This is a genomic window from Microlunatus sp. YIM B11417, assembly GCF_059617205.1.
On the sequence record NZ_JCAMPJ010000005.1, the window covers coordinates 118,447 to 130,015 of the forward strand.

Genomic DNA, 11,569 nt, shown 5'->3' on the forward strand with positions numbered 1-11,569 from the left:
TCGTCAACCTAGGATGACGGCATGAGCAGCACTGCTGACCTCAACACGGCCATCGAGAGCGCCGACCCCGGCGAGGGTCTGCGTGCCGTGCGCAGCCTCCGGCTGCTGGCCGACCAGCTGGAACGCCTGCACGTGGAGCGAGCCCGCGGCCTGGGCTGGTCCTGGCAGGACATCGCCACCGTGCTCGGCGTGTCCAAGCAGGCGGTCCACAAGAAGCACGGCCGGCGCTGACCAGGAAGGGATGATCATGTTCGAACGCTTCTCGCTCTCGGCTCGGGAGAGCGTGCTGCACGCGCAGACGGTGGCCCGCGAGTTGCACCATCCGATGATCGGCAGCGAGCACGTCCTGCTCGGGGTGCTGTGGCACGACACCGGTGAGGCCCGCCAAGCGCTGGTCGCGGCCGGGGTCGACTATCCCGCGGCCCGGGAACGGCTGGCCACGCTGGCCGGTGATCAACTCGACGCGCAGGCCCTGGCCTCGCTGGGCATCGATCTCGAGCAGGTACGGGAGCGGATCGAGCGCGCCTTCGGCGAGGGGGCACTGGAGGACCGGGAGCGCCGGAAGGCGGTCCGCGGCCATCTGCCGTTCGGCAAGGGCGCCAAGAAGTCGCTCGAACTGGCGCTCCGGGAGGCGATCAACCTCGGCCACAACCGGATCGGCGCCGAGCATGTCCTGCTCGGCATCCTCGGCGACGTCGGCAGCCTGTCCCACCGGCTGCTCGAGTCCTTCGTCATCGACCCGATCCAGTTCCGCAACGATCTCCGCGGCCGGCTCCGCGCCTCCGCCTGATCGGCGACGTGAACGCGACCCGCGCGGCGCTGCGGCGCGGCTGGACGCCGCGGCCGGTCAGTCGAGACCGGACTGCTGCCGCGCCTGCCAGAGTTGCCGCAGCACCTCGTCGGACGGGGTCAGATCCTCCGGGACCGCGGACGCGACCGGCGCGACGTCGGCCCGGTGGATCTCCTCGTGCAGCCGCTGCATCGTCCCGTCCAGCCGGTGGGCGGTCTCGGCGGCCTGCTGCAGGTCGCGGAGCAGCTCGGTCGGCACCTGCTTGCGGTACTTGTAATAGATCTTGTGCTCGAGGCTCGCCCAGAAGTCCATCGCGATGGTGCGCAGCTGCACCTCGACGGTCACCGGCACCACGCCGTCGGACAGGAAGACCGGCACCTCGACGATCCCGTGCAGACTGCGGTAGCCGTTCGGCTTCGGTTCGGCGATGTAGTCGCGGACGTCGAGCACCTTGACGTCCGACTGGCCGGCCAGCAGGTCGAACACCCGGTAGACGTCGGAGACGAAGCTGCAGGTGACCCGGACGCCCGCGATGTCGGTGATGGTCTCCCTGATCGAGGAGAAAGTCGGTTCGCAGCCCTTCCGGATGATCTTGTCCAGGATGCTGTCCGGAGCCTTGAGCCGGGAGGAGACGTGCTCGATCGGGTTGTAGTCGTGCAGCTGGCTGAATTCGTCCTGCAGGATCTTGATCTTGGTCGACATCTCGTCGATGCCGAACTTGTACTCCATCATGAACCGGGTGAATTCCTCCCGCAGCTGGCGGAGGTCACCGAAGCTGTGTGGCAGCAGGGGTTCGGGGCCGGAGGAGGTCTCAATCACCCGGCCAAGGGTATGCCCGTTACCTGACCCGTCCCTGTGCATTTCTCAGGCAATCCGAACCGGGCCGGACTCCGCCAGCGCGCCGGCCAGCAGCCGCAACGTCTGCTCCCGGGCGGGAGCCCGGTCGGCCGCAGTGCCCGCGAACGCCCCGGCGATCGGGTTGATCATCACCTCGTCCACCCCGTAGGTGTGGGCAAGATCACGAATCGCCTTGGCTGCGGCGGGCGGGTCGCCGATCACCCAGCGAGTGCTCATCGCTTCGGCCAGCTCGCGGTGCGCGGCCGGCAGTTCGACCTGCTCGGCCTCCTCGACGGTCGGAGCCGGTTTCAGCTCGCCACCGGTCCGCAGTGCGACCATCGCCAACTGCTGCGGTACGGTCAGCCGCCGCGCCTCCGCCTCGGTCGGCGCGACGGCGGCGTTCACGGTCAGGAACGTCCGCGGCTCGGCGAGCAGATCGGACGGCCGGAAGTTGGACCGGTAGACGCGGAGGGCCTCCTGGGTCCCCTCGCCGGAGAAGTGGTGCGCGAAGACGTACGGCAGCCCGCGCGCCGCCGCCAGCTCGGCCGAGTAGAGCGACGATCCGAGCAGCCAGACCACCGGGGTAGCCGTCGCCTGCGGCGTGGCCCGCAGCGGGTACCGCCGGCCCTGCAGGTCGAGGTCGACTCCGTCGGTGTCCATCAGCGCGATCACATCGGACACGTAGTCCGGGAACCGCTCCACCTCGTTGTCGCCGCGCCCGGAAGCCGTCCGCAGGACGTAGTTGGTCACCGGGTCGCTGCCCGGCGCGCGGCCGATCCCCAGATCGATCCGCCCGGGGAAGGCGGCCTCGAGCAGCGCGAACTGCTCGGCCACCACCAGTGGCGCGTGGTTCGGCAGCATCACGCCGCCGGAACCGACTCGGATCCGCTGGGTGGCTGCGGCGATGATGCCGATCAGGACCGGAGGGTTGGTCGCGGCCACGGCCGGCATGTTGTGGTGCTCGGCCACCCAGTAGCGCCGGAACCCGAGCTCGTCCGCGGTCTCCGCGAGCCGCAGCGACGCCCGGATCGCGTCGGTCGTGGTCTGGTCGGTGCGCACCGGCACCAGGTCGAGTACGGACAGCGCGAGGTCGGCAGCGGTGTGGTCGGTCACGACCAGGCACAACTCAGGTCAGGGCCGGCGATATTCCCCACCGGCTCGGATCAGCGGTAGGCGTGGGTCTGCAACCGGTAGAGCTCGCTGTACCGTCCGCCCCGGCCGATCAGGGTGTCGTGATCACCGGACTCGACGATCCGCCCCCGTTCCATCACGAGGATCAGGTCGGCGTCCTGGGTGGTGGAGAGCCGGTGCGAGATGATCAAGGCGATGCTGCCGTGCTCGGCGGCAGCCCGGCGGGCGCTGCGGAAGAACGCGTCGAACAGCCGGTGCTCCACCTCCGGGTCGAGGGCGGAGGTCGGTTCGTCGAGGATCAGCAGCAGCGGCTCCGGCCGGGTCAGGCCGCGGGCCAGGGCGAGCCGCTGCCACTGGCCGTGGGACAGGTCCCGGGTGCCGTACGCGAGCCCGAGCTCGGTGTCCAGGCCGCGCGGCAGCCCGTCGACGATGCTCCGGGCATGCGCCTCGTCCACCGCCCGGTCGAGGTCGGCCCGGGACGGCGGCCGGAGGGCTCCGGCGCCGACCGCCTCGCGGACCGGACCCTGCAGCTTGCCGAAGTCCTGCAGGAGCCCGCTGCACCGGCGCGCCCAGTCGGCCGGGTCCACCCGGGACAGGTCGACATCGTCCAGCCGGATGGCGCCGGCGTCGGGCAGGTATTGGCCGAGCAGCAGCTTCGCCAGGGTGGTCTTGCCCGCGCCGTTCTCGCCGAGCAGGGCCACCACCTGACCGGCCGCGAGTTCCACGCTGACCCCGTCGACCGCCGGATGATCTTGACCCGGGTATCGGAAGCTCAGCTCCTCGACCGTGATGCCGCGGTCCAGCCGGACCGGTGGCGGCACGGGGGAGGCCGCGGTCCGGCGGGTCTGCCGGAACTGCTCGCGCAGCCAGTCGTAGTGCCCGGCCGCGTGGCCGCCGTCGGCGACCTCGGAGATTCCGAACACGACGCTGATCACCTGCCAGCGCAACTGCTGGCCGAGGGAGATCACCAGCACCAGGTCACCGAGACTGGCCTGCCGCTCGGTGACCAGCCAGATCGTGAAGCCCACCGCGCCCAGGTAGCCGACGGCGAAGATCAACCATCCCGCATACCCGTGCAGGGCCGACTTCAGGTGGGCCGCCCGGATCGTCCGCCGGGTCCGGTCCCACAACGTCGCGCAGTGATCATCGATGATCGGCTGGCTCCGGTTGACCCGGACCTCCTTGGCCGGCTCCGGCTGGCTGGCGTAGCCGTGCAGCGTGGCCTCCTGGCGTTCCCAGGGCGCCGTGACGTCGCGCGCCCTCCGCAGGAACCGGCCGCTGCGGCCGTTCAGCAGGAACGGCGGTACGGCGAGCCCGGCCATGATCATCAACCACGGGTTGATCCGGGCCAGCAGCACCAGGCTGGCGGCCAGACCGAGCACGACGCAGACCGTGTTGACCAGGTTCCAGGAGATGCCGGCCAGTTTCGCGGTGCCGGTCCGGACCAGGTGCAGCCGGTCCAGGAAGTCCGGCCGGTCGTACTGGTCGGTCCGCGGTGTCTGGGTGGCCCAGCGCAGCACGTTGCCGCTCAGGTCGATGTCCAGCTTCTCGGCGATCACGCCGCGCAGGTTGCCCTGGATCCGGTTGCCCGCGGCGCCGGCGGCGTACGCGACGGCGAGTCCGAGGCCGATCGCCACCACCGCCGTCAGTGCCGTGGGCCGGCCGGTCTGATCGACGAGCTGCCGTTGGATCGCGGCGGTCAGGGCGGCCGAGGCCGATTGGGCGATGATCACCACGGTGATCACCAGCGAGGAGAGCGGTGCCACCACCCAGCTGCGGCGGAGCAGCTCCAGCAGCAGCCTGGCCTTGGTGATCATCGGTCCTCCTCGGCCCGGAACCGGGACGCCTGGAGCCGGAACAGTCGCGCATACTCCCCGTCGAGATCGATCAGCTCCTGGTGGCTGCCCTGCTCGCTGATCCTGCCGTCCGCGAGCAGCACGATCCGGTCGGCGTTGCGTACCGTCGACAACCGGTGCGAGATCAGGACCACGGTCGCTTCCGGCAGCGTCTCGACCACCGTTGCGTAGAAGGCGGTCTCGGCCCGGACATCGAGGTTCGCGGTCGGCTCGTCCAAGATCACCAATCGCCGGCCGGCGTGCACGGCATACACCGCGCGGGCGATCGCGACCCGCTGCCACTGGCCGCCGGACAGATCGGTGCCGCCGGCAAGATCACGGTGCAGCACCGTGTCCAGCCCGGCCGGCAGCCGGTCCGGAAGGTCCCCGGCGCCGGCTGCGCGCAACGCCGCGAGCACGGCCGCGTCGCCGCCGTCCGCCTCGGGTGCGGCCAGGGCGACGTTGTCCCGCAGCGACAGGGGATAGTGCAGCAGATCCTGGAAGACGGCCGTGACGCCGACGGTGCCGTCGTCGCCGACCCGGATCTCGCCGTGGGTCGGGTCGAGCAGTCCGGCGATCATCTTGACCAGCGTCGTCTTGCCGGCACCGTTGACGCCGACCACGCCGAGCACCTCGCCGGTCCGGATCGCCAGGTCGCAGCCGTCCAGCACCGGCGCCTGCTGTCCCGGGTAGCGAAAGCCGACGCCGTCCAGTTCGACCAGCGCACCGGCGCGGGCCGGCGGGCGCGGCCGCGGCGTCGCGGCGGCACCGGTCAGCAGCCGGTCCAGGGCCCGGACCGTGCTGCGCCCGTACTCGATGTCGAATGCCTCGTGACCCATCGCGGACAGCACACCGAGGACCCCGAGTACCGCGGTCAGGTAGGTGACCAGTTCGGCAGCGGTGATCGAGCCCCCGGCGGCGGCGAACGCGAGCGGCAGGATGCCGACCGAGGCGGCCAGCACGGTCAGCCCGATGATCAAGGTCTGCTGCCGCATCACCGTCATCCGGTTGCGCAGCACCGGACCCCGTTCGGCGATCAGGGCGCGGCGGTGCCGCAGGGTGATCCAGGGGCCCAGTCCGAACAGCCGGATCTCGCCGGCCAGTCGCGGCTCCTGACCGAGCCCTGCCCAGTAGTCGGTCCGGCGTCTGATCGCCGCCTGTCCGTCGTCGACGTTCGCCAGATGCATCCACTGCCGTCGCAGCACCGCGCGGTTGAGCAGCGCCAGGACCGGGACGACGATCGCCAGCAGGACGGAGAACTGGGCCAGCACGACCGCCGCCAGGACGCCGCCGATCAGCCGCGCCGTCAACAGGGCCTGCCCGACGGCGGCACCGCCCGGGGACCGGACCCGGCCGCCGCGCCGGCCGAGGTCGGCGGTCCGGTTGGCGTCCTCCTGGAACTGCGGGTCGGCCAGCTCGACCAGCGTCGGCCGTGCTGCGGCCGCGGTGCGCGCCTGCTGACGTACCCAACCGTCCACGCGGAGCCGGACGTCGGTGGCCAGTCCGTCGGTCGTGTTCAGTACCGCCTGGGTGAGCAGGAAGACGACGCCGAGGACGACCAGCCCGGGGACGGCCGGGCCCAGGTCACCGCTGCCGAGCGCCACCTCGGCACCGTGGGTGGCCAGGCCTGCCGCCAGGGCGGTGGCTGCCGGGCCGAGGTTGGCGATCAGTTGGGTGACGGCCATCGCGACCGTCGCGGGGCCGCCCTCACGGAGCAGGCTCAGCAGCCGGAACCGTTCGGCGAGAAGCTGCCGCAGGGTCGTGTCCCGGCGGCCGACGAGGGACCCCCAGGACCACGACACAAGCGGTGAGTCTAGTGCCGAAACCCGCTCCCTGAGCTCGTCGAAGGGCCAGGTCCGATCTGGCTTGGCGCTTCGACAGTCTCAGCGCGCGTGGGCCCGCAGGCTAATTGAGCGTCACCATGGACGGCTCGAGCTCCTCGATCGAGCGGGCGCCGAGCAGCTTCATGGTGCGCGCGATCTGGCTGGTCAGGATCTCGATCATCCGGTCGACGCCGGCCTCCCCGCCCGCCATCAGCCCGTACAGGTAGGCGCGGCCGACCAGGGTGAACTTCGCCCCGAGGGCCATCGCGGTGACGATGTCGGTGCCGGACATGATGCCGGTGTCGACCATGACGTCCAGGTCGTTGCCGACCTCCCGTACCACCTCGGGCAGGATCCGCAGCGGGATCGGCGCCCGGTCCAGCTGGCGGCCGCCGTGGTTGGACAGGACGATCCCGTCGACGCCCAGCGAGGCCACCTTCTTGGCGTCCTCGACGTTCTGGATTCCCTTCACCACCAGGGATCCGGGCCACTGATCCTTGATCCAGGCCAGGTCGTCGAAGTCCACCGTCGGGTCGAACATCACGTCGAGCAGCTCGGCGACGGTGCCCGACCAGCGGTCCAGCGTCGCGAACGACAGGGGCTCGGTGGTCAGGAAGTCGAACCACCACCAGGGCCGCGGGATCGCGTCGACGATCGTCTTCGGGGTCAGCGTCGGCGGGATGGTCAGCCCGTTCCGGGTGTCCCGCAGCCGGGCTCCGGCGACCGGCACGTCGACCGTCACCAGCAGCGTGTCGAAGCCGTTGTCGGCCGCCCGCTGGACCAGGTTCATCGACCGGTCGCGGTCCTTCCACATGTACAGCTGGAACCACTTCCGGGTGTCCGGCCCGGCCGCCCGGACGTCCTCGATCGAGGTGGTGCCCATCGTGGACAGGGAGTACGGGATCCCGGCGCGACCGGCCGCGCGGACGCCGGCCACCTCACCTTCCGTGTGCATCATCCGGGTGAATCCGGTCGGCGCGATGCCGAACGGCCAGGCCGACTTCTTGCCGAGCACCTGAACGGAGGTGTCGATCGACGACACGTCGCGCAGGATCCGCGGATGGAGCGTCACGTCCCGGAACGTCTGCCGGGCCCGGGACAGCGAGAACTCGTCCTCCGCCGCGCCGTCGGTGTAGTCGAACGCGGCCCGCGGTGTGCGTCGCTTGGCGATCCGGCGCAGGTCCTCGACCGTCAGCGCGTTCGCCAGCCGGCGCTTCTTGGGGTTGAGCTCCGGCCGCTTCAGCCGCATCAGCGGAGCGAGATCCTTCGGGCTGGGCAGGCGGCGTTCGACCATGACTTCCTCGACGTTCGATCCGGGTGGGGCGGCTGTCATTGTCCCGTATCCGTACCGCGCGGGCGCGACAGGGCCAGCGCAGCGCGTGATCCCGACTGGCACGGGAGTGCGGGGCGACGCCGTACTCCATGATCGAAATCGGCCAGCAGCAGGCGCCCGGAACGCGATGCGGTGCCACCTAACCGGAGTGACGGATCTCCTCCGCGGGCCGGACGGCGGCCCGAGCGGCCGCGGCCAGGTCTTCGGACGTCACCGGCCGGTTCAGGATCAAGCGCCGGTAGTAGAGGGGTGCGACGAGTCGCTCGATCAGCGCAGCCGGTGCCGTGTCGGGCGGCAGGTCGCCGCGCTCGATCGCGTCCGTGACCACGACCGCGGCGCGGTTGTTCTGATCGTCCAGGAAGTCGGTCAGGGCCGAGGCCGCGGCTTCTGAGGCGAAGGCGGCGGCGATGCAGGCGCGGGAGATCGGGCCGATCACCGGATCGTCCAGGCCGTCCAGCACGGCCCGGCCGACGCCGACCAGGTCCTTGATCAACTCGCCGGAGCGGTCCGGCGCCCAGTTGTTGCGCGGATGCTCGGCGAGCGCGGCGGCGAGCAGCAGGTCGGTCGTCGGCCAGCGCCGGTACAGGGTCGACTTGTGGACGCCGGCCCGGGTCGCGATCGCCTCCATGGTGAGGCCGCCGTGTCCGCGCTCGACCAGTTCCGCGAAGAGCGCGTCGAAGATCGCCCGGGTGTTGCGCGCGGTCCGGCCGCCGGGGCGGGAGGTCGTCATGCCGGCGGCCGGTCGTCGATCCGGAGCCGATCATGGTCGCGGGCCAGGTGCCAGCGCCGGGTGACCCCGATCCTGGCGAACAGGTCGTGATCATGGCCCACGACGACCAGGGCGCCGCGAAAGCCGGCCAGCGCCGTGACCAACTGGTCGACGCTGGTCAGATCGAGGTTGTTGGTCGGCTCGTCCATGATCAGCAATTGTGGCGGAGGCTCGCGGAGCAGCAGCAGGGCCAGGGTGCCGCGGAACCGTTCGCCGCCGGACAGCGCGCCGGCCGGGCGGTCGACGGTGTCGCCGCGGAAGCCGAACCGGGCCAGCCGGGCCCGGATCTCGTTGTCGGTCGCCCTACCGCGGTCGGCCAGATTCTCCAGCAGGGTACGGCGATCGTCGAGCAGATCGAGCCGCTGCGGCAGCCGGCCGACCCGGGCCGCGGGTGTCGCGGCGGCCAGGGCGTGCAGCAGCGTGGTCTTGCCGACGCCGTTCGCCCCGGTGACGGCGATCCGCTCCGGGCCGCGGATGATCATGGTTCGATCCGGCAGTGCGAGCTCGGTGATCACCTTGCGTTCCGGCACCTCGGTCCCGGGCAGGTCGATCCGGATCGCCGGGTCGGCCCGGACCTGGTCCTCGGCCCGGCGCAGTTCGGTCGCCGCCTCGTCCAGCTTGCCCTCGTGCAGCAACCGGTACTTGCCGGCGGACACCTGGGCCTCCCGGGCGCGCTGTCGCATGATCACCTTCGGCCGCCGCTTGTTGACGTAGTCCGTGTGGGCGTACCGCTGCCGGCGGGCCAGCGCGACGTGCGCATCGGCGAGCTGGCGGCGTTCCTTGCGCAGGGTGGACCGGGCGTCGCGGACCTCGCGCTCGGCGGCCTGCTGCTCGGCGTCCAGGGTCGCCCGATAGCTGCCGTACGGTCCGCCGAACAGGCGCAGCGTGCCGCCGTACAGCTCGGCGATCGCGTCGACCAGCTCCAACAGTTCCCGATCATGACTGACGATGATCAACAGGCCAGGCCAGCCGTCGGCGACCAGCCGGTAGAGCCGGTCCCGGGCCGTCCGGTCCAGGTTGTTCGTCGGCTCGTCCCAGACCGTGACCGGTGCTCGGCGGAGCAGGGTCGCCGCGATCCCGATCATGGTCGCCTCGCCGCCGGACAGTGACGCGAGGGAGCGGTCGAGCCAGTCCGGCCCGGCCGCGATGCCGACCCGGGCCAGGCTGGCCAGGGCACGATCCTCGACCTGCCAGTCGTCGGGCGACAGGGCGAGGTCGCCGGTTGTCGGGGTGCCGGCCAGCACCCGCGCCATGGCGGTCCGGAGGTCGGTGATCGCCAGCAGGTCGGAGACGGTACGCCGATCGCGGGTGGCGATCGTCTGCGGCAGCACCGCCACCGGGCCGGAGGCGCGGACGGTGCCCGCGGTCGGCACGAGCTCGCCGGTGATCAGGCGCAGCAGGGTGGACTTGCCGCTGCCGTTGTCACCGACCAGGCCGATCCGCTGATCCGTCCAGGTCGCATCGATCCCGGTGAACAGCAGGTCGCCGTCCGGCCAGCCGAAGCCGACCGAGGACAGGCGCAGATTCCCGGACATGACGCCCAGGCTAGCACATTAATGCGACGATCGTTGCGTTTGTTAGGAGAGGGGTAGGCAGGCCAGCCGTCCGCCGGCCATCCCGGCGTGGTCGGTCGGGTGCTCGTGTACGACCACCGAACCGATGCCGTCCCCGGCGGTCGGGAGACCGAACGGCACGACGGTCGACGCGTGAGCGCGGCCGTGCCGATCCACCGTGATGTCGAGCCACACTTCGGTCGAGGCCGAGATCCGGGCCGGCTCGCGACCGACGGCCTTGTCGTGGTTGTAGTGCGGGCCGGCGGCCTCGCCGTCGCCGGCGACGCATGCTCCGGTGTGTACGTGCACGCCGTAGCGGTGACCGGCCGCGGCCGGATCCAGCCCGGAGACCTCGAGCCTCGCGACGCTGGCGACCACGCCGCGGACGACCAGCAGCCGCGCCGACGCTCCGTCGGTCGGGTCCGCGTCCGGCCGCAGATCCGCCAGCGGGCCGGCGTCGACCGTGACCGTGCCGTCCAGCAGACCGGCGGTGGTGCCGCCGTCGTCGGCGTACGCGGGGGAGAGCAGCAGGCCCGGCAGCAACGCTCCGAGCGCCGCGGCAGCGATGATCATGGAACGTCGGACGGGGCTGGAACGCATGGTCTACTCCTGGCAGGCGTACGGTCCCCGAACGAGCCCAGTCTGGCGCATCGTCGCCGTTGACTCCGCACCGGCCCCGCGACCATGATCATCCGGTGACCGCAGACCTGTTCGACCTGTCCGGCCGGATCGCCCTGATCACGGGCTCGAGTCGTGGGATCGGTCGGGCGATCGCGGCCGGTCTGGCACGCTCCGGTGCAACGGTCGTGCTGAACGGCCTCGATCCGGACCGGCTGGAGCGGGCCAGGTCCGCGCTGGCGGCGGAGGGCCTGGCCGTGCACGCGTACGCCTTCGACGTGACGCAGCCGGAGGCGGTCGAGAGCGCGGTCGACCGGATCGAGGCCGAGGTCGGGCCGATCATGATCTTGGTCAACAACGCCGGCGTGCAGCACCGGCAGCCGATGCTCGACGTCGCGTTGGCGGACTGGCAACGGGTGCTGACGACGAACCTGACCAGCGCCTTCCTGGTCGGCCGGGCGGCGGCCCGCCGGATGATTCCGCGTGGAGCCGGGAAGATCGTCAACATCTGTTCGGTGCAGACGGAGTTGGCCCGGCCGACCATCGCGGCGTACACGGCGGCCAAGGGCGGGCTGCGCAACCTGACCAGGGCGATGGCCGCGGAGTGGGCCGGTGCCGGATTGCAGATCAATGGACTCGCGCCCGGCTACATCCACACCGAGATGACGCAGCCGTTGGTCGACGACGCCGAGTTCAACGGCTGGATCCTCGGCCGGACCCCGGCGGCGCGGTGGGGAACGGTCGGTGACCTGCTGGGCCCGGCGGTGTTCCTGGCGTCGCCGGCTTCGGACTACGTGAACGGCCAGGTGATCTTCGTCGACGGCGGGATGACCGCCGTCGTCTGACTCTCTGCGAAGATCGGGTCATGGCCGAATCTCCT

The 11,569-nt window shown here is 71.2% G+C and carries 11 protein-coding genes; 3 read left to right on the forward strand and 8 right to left on the reverse strand.

The window, feature by feature from the left end; genetic code table 11:
* Positions 1 to 21: 21 nt before the first annotated feature.
* On the forward strand, positions 22 to 231 hold the full coding sequence (locus tag AC6CCG_RS23040; RefSeq protein ID WP_179750392.1) for an RNA polymerase subunit sigma-70: 210 nt from the start codon (positions 22 to 24) through the stop codon (positions 229 to 231).
* 10 nt (positions 232 to 241) lie between these two features.
* Positions 242 to 790 carry a Clp protease N-terminal domain-containing protein gene (locus tag AC6CCG_RS23045; RefSeq protein WP_496657057.1) on the forward strand — a complete coding sequence of 183 codons (549 nt, stop codon included), beginning with the start codon at positions 242 to 244 and terminating at the stop codon, positions 788 to 790.
* Between the two features lie 57 nt (positions 791 to 847).
* Here the strand turns inward: AC6CCG_RS23045 and AC6CCG_RS23050 are convergent, their stop codons facing one another.
* The 8 genes from AC6CCG_RS23050 to AC6CCG_RS23085 form a co-directional block, all read right to left on the reverse strand.
* Positions 848 to 1,609, reverse strand: a complete 762-nt coding sequence (locus AC6CCG_RS23050) for a GTP pyrophosphokinase (RefSeq protein ID WP_496657058.1) — start codon at positions 1,607 to 1,609, stop codon at positions 848 to 850.
* A gap of 45 nt (positions 1,610 to 1,654) precedes the next feature.
* The gene (locus AC6CCG_RS23055) at positions 1,655 to 2,740 is read right to left on the reverse strand and encodes an LLM class flavin-dependent oxidoreductase (protein WP_496657059.1); all 1,086 of its coding nucleotides are present in this window, start codon (positions 2,738 to 2,740) and stop codon (positions 1,655 to 1,657) included.
* A gap of 50 nt (positions 2,741 to 2,790) precedes the next feature.
* On the reverse strand, positions 2,791 to 4,575 hold the full coding sequence (locus tag AC6CCG_RS23060; RefSeq protein WP_496657060.1) for an ABC transporter ATP-binding protein: 1,785 nt from the start codon (positions 4,573 to 4,575) through the stop codon (positions 2,791 to 2,793).
* Positions 4,572 to 6,395, reverse strand: a complete 1,824-nt coding sequence (locus tag AC6CCG_RS23065; protein WP_496657062.1) for an ATP-binding cassette domain-containing protein — start codon at positions 6,393 to 6,395, stop codon at positions 4,572 to 4,574. Before AC6CCG_RS23065 ends, AC6CCG_RS23060 begins: the two co-directional genes overlap by 4 nt.
* A gap of 103 nt (positions 6,396 to 6,498) precedes the next feature.
* Positions 6,499 to 7,710, reverse strand: coding sequence for an alpha-hydroxy acid oxidase (locus tag AC6CCG_RS23070; protein ID WP_496657063.1), 1,212 nt, complete (start codon positions 7,708 to 7,710; stop codon positions 6,499 to 6,501).
* Between the two features lie 178 nt (positions 7,711 to 7,888).
* A complete protein-coding gene (locus AC6CCG_RS23075; RefSeq protein WP_496657064.1) occupies positions 7,889 to 8,479 on the reverse strand; it encodes a TetR/AcrR family transcriptional regulator in 591 nt (196 codons plus the stop codon).
* Positions 8,476 to 10,053, reverse strand: coding sequence for an ATP-binding cassette domain-containing protein (locus tag AC6CCG_RS23080; RefSeq protein ID WP_496657065.1), 1,578 nt, complete (start codon positions 10,051 to 10,053; stop codon positions 8,476 to 8,478). Before AC6CCG_RS23080 ends, AC6CCG_RS23075 begins: the two co-directional genes overlap by 4 nt.
* Positions 10,054 to 10,095: 42 nt before the next feature.
* Entirely contained in the window at positions 10,096 to 10,671 is a 576-nt protein-coding gene (locus AC6CCG_RS23085) for a superoxide dismutase family protein (protein WP_496657066.1), read from the reverse strand.
* 95 nt (positions 10,672 to 10,766) lie between these two features.
* On the opposite strand from AC6CCG_RS23085, the gene AC6CCG_RS23090 reads away from it, so the two are divergent.
* Positions 10,767 to 11,534 carry an SDR family oxidoreductase gene (locus AC6CCG_RS23090; RefSeq protein WP_496657067.1) on the forward strand — a complete coding sequence of 256 codons (768 nt, stop codon included), beginning with the start codon at positions 10,767 to 10,769 and terminating at the stop codon, positions 11,532 to 11,534.
* Positions 11,535 to 11,569: the final 35 nt, after the last annotated feature.